General features: G+C 61.5%; 15 protein-coding genes. 6 read left to right on the forward strand and 9 right to left on the reverse strand.

What is annotated here, in order from left to right; all coding sequences use genetic code 11:
* Nucleotides 1-27 precede the first annotated feature (27 nt).
* Both J2887_RS19835 and J2887_RS19840 read left to right on the forward strand, forming a co-directional pair.
* Nucleotides 28-333 (forward strand): DUF6482 family protein, encoded by a 306-nt coding sequence (locus J2887_RS19835; protein ID WP_227172853.1) that lies wholly within the window; start codon nucleotides 28-30, stop codon nucleotides 331-333.
* Nucleotides 330-770 carry a DUF3429 domain-containing protein gene (locus J2887_RS19840; RefSeq protein WP_227172854.1) on the forward strand — a complete coding sequence of 147 codons (441 nt, stop codon included), beginning with the start codon at nucleotides 330-332 and terminating at the stop codon, nucleotides 768-770. Before J2887_RS19835 ends, J2887_RS19840 begins: the two co-directional genes overlap by 4 nt.
* A 160-nt stretch (nucleotides 771-930) precedes the next feature.
* On the opposite strand, the gene J2887_RS19845 is transcribed toward J2887_RS19840, so the two are convergent.
* The 4 genes from J2887_RS19845 to J2887_RS19860 form a co-directional block, all read right to left on the reverse strand.
* Nucleotides 931-2,373, reverse strand: a complete 1,443-nt coding sequence (locus J2887_RS19845; protein WP_227172855.1) for an aspartate kinase — start codon at nucleotides 2,371-2,373, stop codon at nucleotides 931-933.
* A gap of 19 nt (nucleotides 2,374-2,392) precedes the next feature.
* Nucleotides 2,393-3,661 (reverse strand): diaminobutyrate--2-oxoglutarate transaminase, encoded by a 1,269-nt coding sequence (gene ectB, locus J2887_RS19850; protein ID WP_228752826.1) that lies wholly within the window; start codon nucleotides 3,659-3,661, stop codon nucleotides 2,393-2,395.
* Nucleotides 3,662-3,789: 128 nt separating this feature from the next.
* Nucleotides 3,790-4,311 (reverse strand): diaminobutyrate acetyltransferase, encoded by a 522-nt coding sequence (gene ectA / locus J2887_RS19855; RefSeq protein ID WP_227172857.1) that lies wholly within the window; start codon nucleotides 4,309-4,311, stop codon nucleotides 3,790-3,792.
* A gap of 150 nt (nucleotides 4,312-4,461) precedes the next feature.
* The gene (locus J2887_RS19860) at nucleotides 4,462-5,415 is read right to left on the reverse strand and encodes a hypothetical protein (protein WP_227172858.1); all 954 of its coding nucleotides are present in this window, start codon (nucleotides 5,413-5,415) and stop codon (nucleotides 4,462-4,464) included.
* Between the two features lie 80 nt (nucleotides 5,416-5,495).
* On the opposite strand from J2887_RS19860, the gene J2887_RS19865 reads away from it, so the two are divergent.
* On the forward strand, nucleotides 5,496-6,584 hold the full coding sequence (locus J2887_RS19865) for an IS630 family transposase (RefSeq protein ID WP_227172575.1): 1,089 nt from the start codon (nucleotides 5,496-5,498) through the stop codon (nucleotides 6,582-6,584).
* Nucleotides 6,585-6,856: 272 nt separating this feature from the next.
* On the opposite strand, the gene J2887_RS19870 is transcribed toward J2887_RS19865, so the two are convergent.
* The 3 genes from J2887_RS19870 to J2887_RS19880 are packed head-to-tail and all read right to left on the reverse strand — an operon-like array spanning nucleotide 6,857 to nucleotide 11,519.
* Nucleotides 6,857-8,266 carry a sodium:solute symporter family transporter gene (locus tag J2887_RS19870; RefSeq protein WP_227172859.1) on the reverse strand — a complete coding sequence of 470 codons (1,410 nt, stop codon included), beginning with the start codon at nucleotides 8,264-8,266 and terminating at the stop codon, nucleotides 6,857-6,859.
* Nucleotides 8,267-8,291: 25 nt separating this feature from the next.
* Nucleotides 8,292-9,254: a radical SAM protein gene (locus J2887_RS19875; RefSeq protein WP_227172860.1), complete on the reverse strand. Its 963-nt coding sequence runs from the start codon at nucleotides 9,252-9,254 to the stop codon at nucleotides 8,292-8,294.
* 51 nt (nucleotides 9,255-9,305) lie between these two features.
* Nucleotides 9,306-11,519, reverse strand: coding sequence for an FAD-dependent oxidoreductase (locus tag J2887_RS19880; protein ID WP_416381875.1), 2,214 nt, complete (start codon nucleotides 11,517-11,519; stop codon nucleotides 9,306-9,308).
* A 126-nt stretch (nucleotides 11,520-11,645) separates the two neighbouring features.
* On the opposite strand from J2887_RS19880, the gene J2887_RS19885 reads away from it, so the two are divergent.
* Nucleotides 11,646-12,266, forward strand: a complete 621-nt coding sequence (locus tag J2887_RS19885) for an RNA polymerase sigma factor (RefSeq protein ID WP_227172861.1) — start codon at nucleotides 11,646-11,648, stop codon at nucleotides 12,264-12,266.
* Nucleotides 12,260-12,526: a zf-HC2 domain-containing protein gene (locus tag J2887_RS19890; RefSeq protein ID WP_227172862.1), complete on the forward strand. Its 267-nt coding sequence runs from the start codon at nucleotides 12,260-12,262 to the stop codon at nucleotides 12,524-12,526. The genes J2887_RS19885 and J2887_RS19890 overlap by 7 nt, the downstream gene beginning before the upstream one ends.
* 1 nt (nucleotide 12,527) lies before the next feature.
* Here the strand turns inward: J2887_RS19890 and J2887_RS19895 are convergent, their stop codons facing one another.
* Both J2887_RS19895 and J2887_RS19900 read right to left on the reverse strand, forming a co-directional pair.
* Nucleotides 12,528-12,842 (reverse strand): glutaredoxin family protein, encoded by a 315-nt coding sequence (locus tag J2887_RS19895; RefSeq protein ID WP_227172863.1) that lies wholly within the window; start codon nucleotides 12,840-12,842, stop codon nucleotides 12,528-12,530.
* A gap of 127 nt (nucleotides 12,843-12,969) precedes the next feature.
* The gene (locus J2887_RS19900) at nucleotides 12,970-13,593 is read right to left on the reverse strand and encodes a YbhB/YbcL family Raf kinase inhibitor-like protein (protein WP_227172864.1); all 624 of its coding nucleotides are present in this window, start codon (nucleotides 13,591-13,593) and stop codon (nucleotides 12,970-12,972) included.
* A gap of 379 nt (nucleotides 13,594-13,972) precedes the next feature.
* On the opposite strand from J2887_RS19900, the gene J2887_RS19905 reads away from it, so the two are divergent.
* The gene (locus tag J2887_RS19905; protein WP_227172865.1) at nucleotides 13,973-15,283 is read left to right on the forward strand and encodes an NAD(P)/FAD-dependent oxidoreductase; all 1,311 of its coding nucleotides are present in this window, start codon (nucleotides 13,973-13,975) and stop codon (nucleotides 15,281-15,283) included.
* Nucleotides 15,284-15,293 lie beyond the last annotated feature (10 nt).

Here is a 15,293-nt window from a genome sequence, read left to right on the forward strand (position 1 = left end):
GGGACATTCACGGCTTCGGAGCATGCCATGCGTATCACCCTGGAGGAATTGCGACAGGCGGCCAACGTTACCATCGAGCGGGTTGACATCCTGTCCCTGGAAGGCCAGCGCTACATGGCCACCCTGTACATGGGCGGGCGCGGTCAGGTGCTGTCCGATGGCCACGGCCAGACCCTGCTGTTCCGCAGCAGCTGGGAGATCAAGGACTCCCTGGCGGCGTTTGAGCCCCAGCGGCTGGTGATCATTCACCCGTCCGCCTACAACGAAATGATCGGCATGGACCCGGCGCCCGTGCCGCCGCTGAGCATTGACCTGCAGAGGCGCAAGTCGTGATCGCCATCGCCCGCCTTGCCGTTGCCGTTGGCCTGTTGGGACTGCTGCCCTTCGTGGCCGGTGCCGCTGCTGTGTTGCTGTGGCCCGAGCGTCAGGCCCAGATGATGGAACTGTTCTATCTCTACAGCGCCGGGATTCTGGTGTTCATGGCCGGGGTCTACTGGCCCATTGGCCTGCAACTCCAGCAGCACTGCTATCCGGTGTCACCGGTAGTGGTGATGGCGCTGAGCCAGGCGTTCTTTGTGACCGCTGGTGTCGCGGTGCTGCTACCCATGACGATCCAGGCGGTGCTGTTCCCGCTGGCCTATCTGCTGCTCTACCTGGTGGATGCGGTGTGGATGAAGAGTTTCTGGCCCGCCTGGTACCTGCGGCTGAGACTGGCATTGACCGCGGTCGCCATGGCGACGCAGCTGGCGGTGGGGATTGTGCTGTTGTAGCAAGAAGGCTGCAAAAGGCAGAAAGGGAAAACAGAGAGTGCCGCCCGGAAGGGGATCGGAGACGCCCAGCAACGCCGGACGCCCCGATCGGGAGGCAAGACACCCTCCATTACCCGGAAAGGAAGCGACCGGTTCCCTTTCCGGGCAACTCATGCACCACTTACGCCGCGACGATGGCGTACTCGTGGTTGTGAGGTTCGATCAGCACACCGTGCAACGCCGCAATGGAGCGGTCGTAGGCATCCTCATCGATGACGAACTGGATATCCACCTGGCGCATGCACTGGTGGATGGCCAGTACGCTGATTTCGGCATCCGCCAGCGCCTTCACTGAACGTGACAGGATACCCGGCACTTTCATGTCGGAACCGATGGCTGATACCAGCGCCACCTTGCGGGTGTTGATCTCGGCATTCGGGAACACTTCCTGCAGCGCCTTCACCACCCGCTTGATGTTCTTCAGCGTGCTGTCGACGTAATGGGTGATGGTATTGGCGTTGGTGTCCTTGGACACGAAGCGCACCTTGAAACGGGCCAGGGTGTCGAGGATCTTGCGATCGGACCCCGGCTCGCCCTGCATGTCCTGGTCGAACACTTCCACCGCGAACACGCCCTTGGCGCCGGCGATGATCTCCACCTGCGGCTTCTCACTGACGTAATCCGGCGTGATCAGGGTACCGGTATGCTCCGGCTCGAAGGTGTTCTTCACCCGCAGCGGAATCTCGTTCTGACGCAGGCCCTTGCCGGCCCGGGGGTGAATCGCTTCCATCCCCAGGTTGGCCAGCTGGTCGGCAACGTCGTAGTTGGTCCGCCCCAGTGGTACCACCTTCTCTTCACCAACGATGTTGGGATCGGCGGAGCTGAGGTGGTATTCCTTGTGGATAATCGCTTCCCGAGCGTCGGTGATCACCGCCACCCGGCTGAAGGTCATCTCGCTGTAACCCCGGTCGAAGGTTCGCATCAGACCTTCCTTGCACTGGGCGTAGCCGGTCACGATGGGCAGCTCACGGCTCAGGTCGACGGCGTCGAACGCCTGCTTGAGCTTTTCATCCAGCGGCAGCAGCTCGTTGTCACGCCAGCCGGTGAGGTCCACAAAGCGGGCATTGATGCCTTCCTGCTGCAATTTCAGCGCAGTGTTGAAGGCACTGTGGGCTTCGCCGATACCCGCCAGCATCTCCCGCACGGTGAGCAGATGCTCCTCGAGCTGGAACTGGCCGTAAGAGCACAACCGCTGCAGGTCGATCAGACAACCGCGAACGCCTTCGATGCGATCGGTGATGAACTGGTCCGCCTGCTGCTTGAGCATCGGGTCTTCGAACAGCTCGCCGTTGAGGTCGGTCAGGAACTGCACCAGCTTGGTGAGGTCATCGCCCCAGGCCCAGTCTGACTCGGCATCGGCGAACAGGGCGTAAACGCCCGGTTCACCGGTTTTCTTGTGCTCCAGCAGCTCATTGGTGACACCGCCGTAAGCTGAGACCACGAAGATGCGCTGATACAGCTCGTCCTCGGTGCGGCCGCCCAGGATGATGTTGTCCCGGACCGCCTCGTAGTTGCTCATCGACGTGCCGCCGATTTTTTCTACGGTATGTTGTTGGCTAGTCATTGTCGGTTCGTCCTTGGCGTTACGATGCCTTGCTCAGACTTGTACCCAAAACCTCGTCAAAACACTCGGCCAGGATGTCGGTACCCTTTTTCAGGTCATCCTTGCTGGTGGTCAGCGGCATCAGGCACTTGATGACTTCGTCGTTGGGACCACTGGTCTCAATGATCAGGCCTTTCTCGAACGCCAGCGAGGTGATCTTGTCCGCCAGATCGCCGTTGGGGCAGGCAATACCACGCATCAGACCACGGCCCTTGAGGTAGAAATCGCTACCGTACTTGTCAGCGATGGCCTGCAGGCCGTTGCCCAGTACCTCGGTCTTCTCCTGCACTTCCTTGGCGAAGGCGTCGTCTTTCCAGTACGTCTCGATGGCGGTACGGGCGGTGATAAACGCCATGTTGTTACCACGGAAGGTACCGTTGTGCTCACCCGGACCCCACACGTCCAGCTCCGGCTTGAACAGCACCAGCGCCATCGGCAGACCATAGCCGCTCAGGGACTTGGAGACCGTGACGATGTCCGGCTTGATTCCGGCAAATTCGAAGCTGAAGAACTCACCGGAACGGCCGTTACCGGCCTGGATGTCGTCCAGGATCAGCAGCATGTCGTGCTTCTTGCACAGTTTCTCCAGACCCTGCAGCCACTCGGCGCTGGCCGCGTTGAGGCCGCCTTCGCCCTGTACCGCCTCAACAATCACGGCGGCCGGCAGGTCGAGACCGGAGGAATTGTCAGACAGCATCTTGTCCATCATCGCCAGGGTGTCGACACCCTCGCCCAGATAACCGTCGTAGGGCATGAAGGTCACGCTGTTCAGCGGTACCCCGGCACCACCGCGGTGGTGCTTGTTACCGGTGGCGGCAACCGCACCCAGGGACACACCGTGGAAGCCGTTGGTGAAGGAGATGATGCCGTCGCGGCCTTTCACTTTGCGGGCCAGTTTCAGGGCCGCTTCCACACAGTTGGTACCGGTCGGTCCGGTGAACTGCATTTTGTAGTCCAGCTCACGGGGGTCGAGGATGTACTTCTTGTACGCCGCGATGAAGTCGTGCTTGGCGGTGGTGAACAGGTCAAGACCCTGGCTGATGCCATCGCTCTCGATGTACGTCAGCAGTGCCTGTTTCAGGGTGTCGTTGTTGTGACCGTAGTTCAGCGAGCCGGCACCGGCGAGAAAGTCCAGGTACTCCTGGCCATCCTCGGAGTAGATGTGGGCGTTCTTGGCCCGGTTGAAAACCATCGGAAAAGCGCGGGAATAAACGCGTACTTCGGATTCGGTGCTCTTGAAAATATCCATTGTCTTGCCTCTTAGCATTTTAGGTTCGAGGTAGATGTGCGAAGGCTGTTCAGTGTCGGTCGCGACCAGCGCGTCGCACGTGATTTGGAGCCTGTTGGCAGCCCGACCTCAGCGAGCCGCCGGCTCGCTCACGGTATGGCTGGTTGGCTGAAGGGACCGATACGCAGCAGGAACTCGGAATCGTGTTCGCCGCCAAAATGGGCCGCCTTCTCGAAGTGCTCGTGGTACTTCAGCTCTGCCCCAAGGTCGCGGGCAAACGAACGGAACAGCGCCCAGGACGCCTCGTTGTCCGCGGTGATGGTGGTTTCCAGGTGGGTCACGCTGGCGCACACCTCACGGCCGGCGATGGCCTTGAGCATGCGCTTGGCCAGCCCCTGGCCGCGTCCTTTCTCGTGGACGACCACCTGCCAGATGAACAGGGTGTCGGGCTGTTGCGGAGGAATGTAGCCGGAGATGAATCCGACCAGGTCACCATCCAGTTCGGCGGCAACACAGGTCTCGGCAAAGTGGGTGCACTGCAGCAGGTTGCAGTACATGGAATTGGGGTCCAGCGGCGGGCATTGGGCCACCAGCTGGTAGAGCCGGAAGCCATCACGCTTCTCCGGAATCCGGAGGGTGATGGCGGTGGTATTCGAACCTTCGGTGGTCATAGTGTGATTCATTCGCCTCAAAAAGTTAGTGCTAAATTATATAGACCTCGAAAGATATTTCAAGGTCATCAGCAGAGCTAACCCCGGGGAATGATCAAAAAGCGATCATCGCCTCAGTACCTATCATCGCATACGGGCTTGCAGAAAGGGTTACAGAAGCATGTCAGATGCATCTAATCCGGTACCCTGGAGGATGCGATCACGGTAGGAAATGGCGGCGTCGGAGCCGGCCGGCCAGAGCCGATCGAAGGTCCCCTGCCAGGCGTGCAGATCGAACGAGACCGGTGCCAGCGCGACCGTCTGAGCATGCCCCTCGAGCATTGCCAGATTCGTCGCGAACGGCGGCATGGCGCTGATTCGGGCGATCAGGCCACGGCTGTCACCATACAGATTGGCCATCCCCGCGGAACCGTTGTTCACCACCCGACAGAGCCGGCCATCCACCTCGCCCTGCCACAACAGCGGCAGGCAGGTGTGGCTGCAGACCATCACATCGGCGCCAGTCTGGCGGAACCACTGCCGTAGCCGCTGATCCCCCGATGCCTGCAACCGTTCCCGGGCCAGCCCCCAGCCCGCCAGGGACTCGGGATCTCCGTGTAAAATCAAAACCTTTAGGCCACCAAAGATCCCGCAGCGCCAACGCGCCAGACCACGCAATTGCTGCTGAATTTCCGGCTGGTCAGCGGCCACCGCCTGCAGTCGTTGCATGATGCGATTGGACCGCGAAACCACACCGTCGTCGACGAACTCCGGGTAGGCACAGCCACAGCCTGCGCTGTCACTGGGCTGGGCCAGTTCGTACTCGACGTTGCCCAGCATGGCATCATGTCGCAACACCCGGTTGTTGATGGTCCGGAACAGGGTGTCGTCGGCATTGAACCAGTTGAAGTCACCATTGAACAGCAGCCTGACCGAACGCCCGGCGGCCCGCTCTTGAGCCACCATGGATTCGATTGCATCGAGGGCGAAAGGATTGCCATACAAACCACCGGCGACGTACAGCACCTGCTCAGGCCAGGCTTCCGGATCCTGCCCCAGTTGCTCGGGCCGGTAACGGTAATGCAGCGGGCAGGCGCGGCCCGCCGCCTCACGATCTGTCGCCATCTAGTGCCCCTTAACAAAAGTTCGTCGAATTTTTGCGGTTAAAGTTTATAATTGCAGAAAGCATTGAGGGAGCTACTGCAATGGGACGACCGGTCACCCCTTTGATTATTACAGACGAAGAACGCGATGAGCTCAATTCGTGGGTTCGTCGCCGGCAGATGCCTGCGGCTGAGCAACAACGAGCACGAATGATCCTGTTGAGCACCGAGGGTTTTCCCGGGCGAGTGATCGGAGAGCGAGTAGGCGTGACGGCCGAAACGGTCAGCAAGTGGCGCAAGCGGTTTGAGCAGTTCCGGGTGGCCGGGCTGACCGATGCCCCCAGGAGTGGTCGGCCCCGCAGTATTGATGACGATAAGGTCACGGAGGTCATCAACAAAACGCTACAGTCCAAGCCCAAGGAGGCGACCCATTGGTCGACAACCTTGATGGCCAAGGAAACGGGCCTCAATGCCATGGCGATCAGTCGAATCTGGCGGGCATTTGGTCTGAAGCCTCACCGCCTGGAGACGTTTAAGCTCTCAACCGACCCGCACTTCGTCGCCAAGGTCCACGACATTGTTGGGTTGTATATGAATCCGCCTGACCGGGCTCTGGTGCTGTGCGTGGATGAGAAAAGCCAGATACAGGCGCTGAACCGGACCCAACCGGCGCTCCCCCTGTCGTTTGGCTATTCAGAGACTCGGACGCACGATTACGTTCGTCACGGCACCACCACCCTGTTTGCCGCCTTGGATGTAGCCACCGGTGAGGTTATCGGACGTCTTCATAGGCGACACCGTGCCAAAGAGTTTCTGGCCTTTTTGAATGAGATCGACCGGGAGGTTCCAGAGAATCTGGATATTCACTTGGTCATGGACAACTACGGGACTCATAAGACCGAAAAGGTGCGAGCCTGGTTTGCTGCCAGACCCAGATACCACGTTCATTTCACGCCAACCTCGGCGTCGTGGGTCAACTTAGTGGAACGATTCTTTGCCCTGATCTCGGAGCGGTGGATCAAGCGCAACTCGCATCGCAGTACTCGCGAGTTGGAAGCGTCAATTAAAGACTATCTTGCGACCTACAACGACAATCCCAAGCCGTTTGTCTGGCGTAAAACAGCCGATCAAATCATTGCGTCAATCGCTCGGCTATCCGACAAAATCAATAATAAGACGAACTTTTGTTAAGGGACACTAGTGTCCCGTCTGGTTAATTCGTTGACTTAATGAGCCACTGACAACCCGAAGAGCTAGGCGTGCTGGTGAAGGTTTGGTGGTTCCAAATCGAGACAGTACAACGACGCTATTCGGGTTGTCAGTGGCTCCCGAAGGGCTTGTCTCTGAGGGCTCTGAGCCTGTGTTGCCACTGTTTGATGTGGAACCACCACATCGGCACAGCGGCGCCTTGGTCAGAACCCTCAGAGACAAGTAGTAAGTTAACGAGTTAACCAGACGGGACACTAGTTGGTGCCGCGGCTGGGTTCGACCGCTCGCCCGGCCAGCCGGCGCAGCACCAGCGGCAGGAAGAAACCGGCGCTGCAGATCAGGAAGCCGTAGGCGTTCACTCCCAGCAGCATGGCGTACTTGCCCTCACCGATGGCCCAGGACGCCGGCACCAGCCCCATGGCCAGCAACACCCCCAGCGTCAGGCCACCCCAGAAGCTGAGGTGGAAGCTCCAGGGCGACCATTGGGTAAAGCCGTAGAACAGGAACACCGGTGCCAGCCCCATCACCATGGTGCCGGAGATGGTGGTGGCCTTGAGGATGTCGGTGCCGGCAAACATTGGCAGGTTGCCGAGAATCGCAAACACCACCATCACCACGGCCCCCACCCGCAGGCTCGGCAACCGGTCTGCCGCCCGGCGGGCCAGCCGGGGCAGGTCCACCGCCAGCGATTTCGCCAGCGAGGTGAAGGTGGAGTCGAGGGTGGAGCCGGCCGACGTCATCATCACCACGCTCATGAAGAACAGCGCGGTCAGCCCCAGGGACTGCCCCACCGCTGCCGGCGCGTTGCCCATGGCTTCGATACCATTGAGCTGGGCATGAACCCCCACCAGGCTGAAGATAAACACCGCGACAAAGCCCAGCAGACCCGCCACTACAAAGCTCTTGAGCATGGTTTTCTCGCGGTTGACGAACCCCCGATCGGTCAGCACCGGGTCGTGGAAGGGGTAGCTGAAGATCTGCAGCCCGGCCACCAGCAACAGGTCCATGCCCGCCTCCAGGCGGAACTCGCCGGTGGTAAGCAGGGTTCCGGTATCGTTGGCCGGGACGATCAGGAACAGCACGGCGCCGACGAAGAACACGAACACCACCGCCTGGATCGCATCGGTGAAGATCGAGCTGCGCAGCCCGCCTTTGAGGCTGTAGGCCAGGGTAAAGGCGGTGAACAACATCGCCGCGGCGTAGTACTGCCACTCCCCGGGCAGGCCGAAGTAGCCGCCCACCACCGCGGTGTTGCTCCACACCTCGTTGTAGAGCCGGATCAGGATCGCCGCCGCAAAGCTCAACGCCGCCAGCCGGCCAAAGCGGGAGGTGAGAAAGTCCTGCAGGCTGGTGGCGCCGGTCTGGGTACGGATCAGGTAGATCACATAGCCGGCCACCGGAATCGACAGCCAGTAGGTGGCGTAGGCCAGGCCACCCACCACGCCGTAGGCCGCCCCCAGGTTGGCGGCGTTGGTGACCGACTTGGCAAAGATCCAGCTGATGAAGATACTCGCCGTCAGTGACCACTGACCGACCGGGTTGCCCTTGTCATCCGCCCCCTGATAGAACGACTTGGCCGTGGTGCTGCGGGGGGACAGCCAGTACATGATGGCGCCGTAAACCAGCAGGAAGCCCCAGAACAGGGTTGCTTCGGTAATCGACATGATGGTGTGGTCTCCCTTGGTCCAATCAGGTGGGCTCGGCGCAACTGGCGCCAAAGCGGTAACAGGCAAAGCAGCGGTGATGTCGCAGCATGATCCGCTGGTCCATGCTTTCTTTCAGGGTCGCCCCCAGGTCGTAGTCCGGGTCATCGTCCACCAAGGTGCAGGCGTAGACCCGGACCTGATCCTTCTTTTTCACCAACATGCGGGTGTAGGTACACATGAAGTGGGCCCGGCTTTCCCGGCTCGGGTACTTCTCCATGCAGGTTTCGGTGATCTCGGGACTGCCGTCCTCCGAGCCCGGGGTTCCCAGGTCGGGAAACGCGGTGAAGGCCAGGTCTTCGGGAATGCCGTGATCCCGGAAGATGCGACGGAACGCGGCCGCCACTTCCTCCGGGTCTTCACCCTCATCCGACTGGCGGGCAATCGACACCACAAAGCCCTGCTCCCTGAGCCAGCGAATGCCCTCCAGCGCCTTGGCAAAACTGCCATCCCCCCGATCCCGGTCATGGCGCAGGGCATTGGGGTAATCCAGGCTGACCCGGAAGTGGATGTCGTGGCGATTCTCCAGCAGTGGCAACACCTGGTGGCGACGCTTGAGCAGGGGCTCGGTGGCGTTGGTGAGGACAAAACAGGGGCGGTGCTGGCTGGCGTAGTTGAGGATGTTGACGAAGTCCCGGATCACAAACGGCTCGCCGCCGGTGAACGAGAACTGGCTGACGCCCAACTCCAGCGCTTCATGGATGAACGGTTTGACGTCGTCCAGGGTCATGCCGGGGATGCGCCCGTCACCGGGGTGGGAGCCTTCCAGGCAGAACGGACAGGCCAGGTTGCAGGCGGTGCCGGTGTGTATCCACAGCTCCCGCAGTTGGTCACTGTCGATGTAGCCCCGGGGATCGCCGGAGCGGGTGTGGGTCCAGCTGTCCACCGCGCGCGGCGAAATCACTTCCACCGCCGGAATGCGACGGGCACTGCTCGCGTTAGAGGGCATGTTGTCTCCTGTCTCTCATCGCTGCCGCCAACACAGGTTTGGCGGCCTTTGTTATAGCTGCTGTGATTCCACCGCCGTGGACGCGGCGTTCCCGGGTTTGCCCCGGCGCCAGCGGTGCAGCTTTTCCAGCAGCCGCAGCACCAGTTGCGGTGCGTGGGCCCGCTTCCACTCCCCGGCGGCGTACTTGGCCGCTTCGTTCCAGGTCGGATAGGGGTGAATGGTTCCCAGGATCTTGTTCAGCCCCAACCCGTGTTTCATTGCCAGGGTGAATTCCGCCAGGATCTCACCGGCGTGCTGTCCTACCACCACAGCGCCGAGGATGCGGTCCTTGCCGGGCGGGGTCAGTACCTTGATAAAGCCATGGTCCTCACTCTCGGCAATAGCACGATCCAGGTCGTCAATGCCGTAGCGGGTCACTTCGTAGGCCACACCCTGAGCCTGCGCCTCGGTCTCGCTCAGCCCCACCCGGGCCACTTCAGGGCCAGTGAAGGTCACCCAGGGCATCACCCGGTACTCCACCCGGAACCGCCGGAACTGGCCGAACAACGCGTTCACCGAGGCATACCAGGCCTGGTGTGCCGCCGCGTGGGTGAACTGGTACGGACCGGCAACATCACCGCAGGCAAACACATTGGGGAAGCGTACGCTGAGGTCATCCTCCACCGGCACCGTGCCATTGCGTTCCGGCTCAATGCCCAGAGCCTCCAGATTGAGGCCGCGGGTATTGCCACTGCGGCCCACCGCCACCAGCACCCGGTCAAAGCCGATACGGACCCGCTCCTCAGCGTTATCCGCGCCCTCGCGGCCACAATAGACCACCCGCTCGCCGTCTTCCTCGGCAAATTCCAGGGCACGGTGTCCCAGCCGCAGATCAATGCCGTCCCGTTCAAACTGGCGCTGCACCAGCTCGGCCACCTCGGGGTCTTCCTTCGCCAGCAGGCGGTCGCCCTGCTCCAGCTGGATCACCTGGCTGCCCAGACGCTGGAAGGCCTGGGCCAGCTCCGAACCGATTGGCCCGCCACCGAGCACCAGCAGCCGTTGTGGCTGTTCGGTCAGCGACCAGAGGGTATCGGAGGTCAACGGCTCCATCCGCTCCAGCCCCGGGATTGGTGGCATTGCCGGACGGCCACCGGTGGCGATGATGATGCTGCGCGCGGTCAGGGTTTGCCGGCGACCATCACTGTGGGTGACCGCTACCTCCCAGGGCGAGACGAACTCCGCAGAACCGGCGATACAGTCCACCCCCAATTTGCGGTAACGCTCCGGCGAGTCGTGGGGCTCCACCTGGGCGATCACCCGTTTCACCCGGGCCATAATGTTGGCGAACGAACCCTGCACCGGCACCGAGTCCAGGCCGTAACGATCGGCATGGCGCATGGTGTCGGCGGCCTTGGCGCTCTTGATCAGCGCCTTGGACGGCACACAGCCGGTGTTGAGGCAATCGCCGCCCATGCGGTCACGCTCAATCAGCGCCACCTTGGCCTTGACCGCCGCCGCGATGTAAGCCGACACCAGGCCGGCGGAACCACCGCCGATCACCACCAGGTTGTAGTCAAACTGCTGCGGGCGCTGGAAGCCCCGGTATACCCGGCGCCGACGCACGAAACCGAGGGCAAACTTGGCCACCAGGGGAAACACCCCCAACAACACAAAAGCCCCCAGCACGCCCGGTGATACGATGTCCCCCAGGGTTTCGATCTGCGCCAGTTGGGTACCGGCGTTCACGTACACAAACGTGCCCGGCAGCATCGCCAGCCAGCTCACCAAAGCGTAAGTGCGCAGTTTCATGCCGGTGAGACCCATGGCCAGGTTGATCAGGAAAAACGGGAACACCGGCACCAGACGCAGGGTGGCCAGGTAAAAGGCCCCGTCCTTCTCGATCCCCCGATCCATCCGCCTGACGGTCTCGGCGTAGCGCTGGCGCAGGGTATCCCGGAACAGGAAGCGGGCCGCCAGAAACGCCAGCGACGCGCCTGCGGTGGACGCCACCGACGCTGCCGCCAAACCCAGCAGGTTACCGAAGAAGGCACCACCGGCCAGCGTCAGTACCGCAGCCCCCGGTAGCGACAGCGCCGTGGCCGCGATGTAGATCAGCACGAACCCACCCACCGCAGCGAGGGTGTTATCGGCAATCCACTGTGCCAGCGAGGCCTGGTGGGCCTGAAGGTTGGCCAGGGTCAACAGCTGATGGCCATCAAAGACAATAAACAGCCCCACCAGCAGGGCGATGATGGCGATCAGGACAAGTTTTTTCCGATTGATCATGGGTTCGACTACCTTTTGGGTGGAATCACTGCGGCCATGGACACCTATTCTTGCAGGATGTTACGGAACAAAGTTCACTTTTCTGTCTCTTTACCTTCACGAATGCAACCAATTAAAGAAAACGATATGCCACCAACTCGGGAACACAACGACGAACAGCAACTGGTGTTGCGACTGCAGGCAGGCGAGGCCGCTGCCTATCGGGAGGCGGTGCGCCGCTACACCCCCGGCATGCTGGCGGTGGCGCGCTATTACACTGACCATAGCAGCGCCGAGGACATCGTGCAGGAGTGCTGGACCCGGGTGGTCAGCGCCATTGCCGGCTTCGAGGGTCGCGCCAGTCTCAAGACCTGGCTCCATCGCATCGTTGCCAACCAGGCCAAAAACAGCCTGCGCCGGAGCCAGCGGGAAGTTCAGACCGATTTCAGCGAGGCGCTGGAACCGCAACTGGCAAGCCGGTTTCGCAGCGACGGCCGCTGGTCCCAGCCACCCCAGCTGAGCACCCGTGAAACCGCCGAGAGCCTGCTGGAGAACGGCGCCCTTGGCGACTGCCTGGACAAACATCTGTCCCAGCTGCCCGAGGCCCAGCGCTCGGCCTTGATGCTCTACGAAGCCCACCAGCGGCAATCGGCGGAAGTCTGTAACATTCTGGGGGTCAGTGCGTCCAACCTGCGGGTGATGCTCCACCGGGCGCGACAGAAGATTTTCCTGATGGTGGAGCACTTTCAGGAGACGGGCCAATGCTGATGTGCCGAGATCTGGCGGTGATCGCCAGCGATTACATCGAAGGTGACCTGCCACTGACGCAACGGCTGTCGGTGCGCACCCACCTGATGATGTGCCGCCACTGCCGTTCCTTCGTTGCCAACCTCCGCAACAGCATCGAGCTGATGAAGGGCCACAGCGACCAGCGTCTGGATGACCGCTACGCCCGCCGGCTGGATGAGGAAATCGAACGGGCGCTGGCCAGCCAGTCCAAAGACGGTTCAGGACCTGATCAGGGTTGAGTCAAGGCTTCTCAGACAGCAACGGCGCCACCACCGGTTCCGAGAACCCCTGTACCCGACGGCCATTGATCAGCAGGAACGGCGTCCCCTGGCCACCGAGTCGCTCGAAGGTGTCGCGGGCCGCTTCGGAGGTGCTGATATCGAACTCCTGATAGGCAACGCCCTGCTCGGCAAAGAACTGCTTGGCCGCCAGGCATCCCGGGCAATAGGGTTGCGAGAACAACACCACCTCGCTGCGTTCCGGGTCACCGGCCACAGCCGGCACCGCCATCAGCCACAACAGCACTGCCAGGGGAATCAGTTTCAGACGTTGCATCCAGGCCTCCGGAATCCATTGCTTCGAAGGCACTGACACCGGTTGGGGGGATTTGTTACCCGGCGCAAGGGTATTTCTTCGACAGGAGATGCCCCGGCCCCGCCCATCGGCGTGACCGGGAAAGCGCTTAACGCAGGTCCGGATTAAGGGTGTAGGTCCCGGTCACTCGCGCCTGGGCGAGGACATGGCCCGCCATCGCCTCACGTACAGCCTCGCCATCGAACTCGCCACTGAGGCCCAGAGTCTCCACGTCGAGGGCGTACACCTCAAAGTGGTAGTGATGGAGGATCTCATCGTTCCAGGGCGGACAGGGGCCGTCGTAACCGGCGTAGGTGCCGGCCATGTCCGGATTGCCGGCGAGGAACTGGGTGTAGGTGTTGATGCCACGCACGCCAATTGGCCCCGGACCCGCCGGCTTGCCCTTGGGCAACACACCGTCGCTGTCCTCGCCTTCCGGAATACGACTGACCGATGCCGGAATGTCCACCAGCAGCCAGTGGAAGAAATCCACCCGCGGCAGATCCTTAGACACCCTCTTGCCTTCCTGGTTGACGTCGTCGGCAACGCTGGGAACATCCGGGTCAAACATCACCACGGCAAAGCTTTTGGTTCCGGCCGGGGCGTCTTCCCAGCTGACTTCCGGGTTGCGGTTGGGGCCGAAGCTCATGTGGTCCTCGGCACTGAACACACCGAAAGCAAACGATTCGGGAATCGGCTGACCCTCGCTGATACCGCTGACAGTGATTTTCACGTGTTGCTCCTTCTGGATATCTTGGTTTGCGTGGCGATGCTCACGCAGAATGTTGACCGCCATACCAGGCAGTAGGTTCCGGTTGTAGCAGGCCACCGGATTGTCTGTCCAGAGCACGGCTAACCAACCACAACCAACAAAAGAACTGAGCACCGGGTAAGCACATGCCGCACTGTTGTCACATCTCGCCCGCCACTATCGTCGTAATCGGTATGGTGCTAATAGACCGGAGAGCGACATTGTTTCCCCGCTGGCATCGGGATAGCATAGGCGCGCCTTCCGGGGGATGCACCGGGAGTGGGGCAAGTGAAGAAAGCGAAGCGTTTTCAAGTCGATGGATTGAGAGCCTTTCGCTGTCTTCACTTAAGGAACTGCATCCATGGATAAACTGCATCACATCGTCGTTGTCGGCGGAGGAGCCGGTGGTCTTGAACTGGTAACGCGCCTGGGAAATAAGCTGGGCAAGCGTCAGAAAGCCCGTATTACCCTGATTGACGCGGTCCTCACCCACGTCTGGAAGCCACTGCTGCATGAAGTCGCGGCCGGGTCGCTGGACGCCAGCACCAATGAGATCAACTTCCGCGCCCACGCCCGCAAACACCACTACGAATTCCAGCTGGGACGCATGAGCGACCTTGACCGGGAAAACCGCCAGATCACCCTGGAACCGTTCTACGACAACGAGGGGGTGGAAGTGGTGCCGGAGCGTCATGTCCAGTACGACTCCCTGGTCATCGCCGTGGGCAGCACCGCCAACGATTTTGGCACACCCGGCGCCCAAGACCACTGTCTGTTTCTGGACAGCCTCGCCCAGGCCCGGCGTTTCCACAACCTGATGCTCAACGCCTTCCTGCGCACCAACCACGAAGCCAAGCACGGCCAGCCGGCGCAATTGCCGATCACCATCATCGGGGCTGGCGCCACCGGGGTGGAACTGGCGGCAGAGCTGCGACTGGCCTCCCGCGAGCTGCCGGTGTACGGCATGAACTCGCTGCAGCCACAGGACGTCAGCATCCGCGTGATCGAGGCGGCAGATCGCATCCTTCCGGCTCTGCCGGGGCGCCTGTCCGCCGCCGCCACTCGGGAACTGGAACGCCAGCATGTGGACGTGCTCACCGGACAGCCGGTCAGTGAAGTGAAAGCCGACGGCGTGGTGATGAAAGACGGCACCGAGCTGCCCTCAGCCATGACCATCTGGGCGGCCGGCATCAAGGCACCGGCCTTCCTCGCCAAACTCGATGGCCTGGACACCAACCGCGGTAACCAGCTGGTGGTAACCCAGACCCTGCAGACCACCGCCGACCGCGACATCTTCGCCTTCGGCGACTGCGCCGCCTGCCCGCAACCGGACTCCGACCGGCCGGTACCGCCGCGGGCCCAGGCCGCGCACCAGCAGGCCGACACCCTCTACAAGACGCTGGTCAACCGCCTCGAAGGCCGCGAAGACGTGCCCTTTGTTTACAAGGACCACGGCTCGCTGATCAACTTCAGCCGCTACACCACCGTCGGCAACCTGATGGGCAACCTCTCCGGTCGCAGCATGTACATCGAGGGCAAGGTTGCCCGGCTGTTCTACGTCTCGCTGTATCGCATGCACCAGGTGGCCCTGCACGGCTTTCTGCGCACCGGGGTCATCTGGCTGATGGACAAGATCAGCCGCGCTATGCATCCCCGTTTGAAGCTGCACTAACCCCCTTCGA

Origin of the sequence: Marinobacter sp. CA1, from assembly GCF_020546665.1 — a bacterium.
Lineage (GTDB): Bacteria > Pseudomonadota > Gammaproteobacteria > Pseudomonadales > Oleiphilaceae > Marinobacter > Marinobacter xestospongiae.

Bases quoted from the DNA above. Each gene is read 5' to 3' on its own strand.
- ectA (WP_227172857.1), bottom strand. From the start codon at position 4,311: ATGACCACCGAAGGTTCGAATACCACCGCCATCACCCTCCGGATTCCG.
- J2887_RS19890 (WP_227172862.1), top strand. From the start codon at position 12,260: ATGCTGATGTGCCGAGATCTGGCGGTGATCGCCAGCGATTACATCGAA.
- J2887_RS19875 (WP_227172860.1), bottom strand. From the start codon at position 9,254: ATGCCCTCTAACGCGAGCAGTGCCCGTCGCATTCCGGCGGTGGAAGTG.
- J2887_RS19885 (WP_227172861.1), top strand. From the start codon at position 11,646: ATGCCACCAACTCGGGAACACAACGACGAACAGCAACTGGTGTTGCGA.
- J2887_RS19835 (WP_227172853.1), top strand. From the start codon at position 28: ATGCGTATCACCCTGGAGGAATTGCGACAGGCGGCCAACGTTACCATC.
- J2887_RS19845 (WP_227172855.1), bottom strand. From the start codon at position 2,373: ATGACTAGCCAACAACATACCGTAGAAAAAATCGGCGGCACGTCGATG.
- J2887_RS19865 (WP_227172575.1), top strand. From the start codon at position 5,496: ATGGGACGACCGGTCACCCCTTTGATTATTACAGACGAAGAACGCGAT.
- J2887_RS19880 (WP_416381875.1), bottom strand. From the start codon at position 11,519: ATGATCAATCGGAAAAAACTTGTCCTGATCGCCATCATCGCCCTGCTG.
- J2887_RS19905 (WP_227172865.1), top strand. From the start codon at position 13,973: ATGGATAAACTGCATCACATCGTCGTTGTCGGCGGAGGAGCCGGTGGT.
- J2887_RS19860 (WP_227172858.1), bottom strand. From the start codon at position 5,415: ATGGCGACAGATCGTGAGGCGGCGGGCCGCGCCTGCCCGCTGCATTAC.
- J2887_RS19870 (WP_227172859.1), bottom strand. From the start codon at position 8,266: ATGTCGATTACCGAAGCAACCCTGTTCTGGGGCTTCCTGCTGGTTTAC.
- ectB (WP_228752826.1), bottom strand. From the start codon at position 3,661: ATGGATATTTTCAAGAGCACCGAATCCGAAGTACGCGTTTATTCCCGC.
- J2887_RS19895 (WP_227172863.1), bottom strand. From the start codon at position 12,842: ATGCAACGTCTGAAACTGATTCCCCTGGCAGTGCTGTTGTGGCTGATG.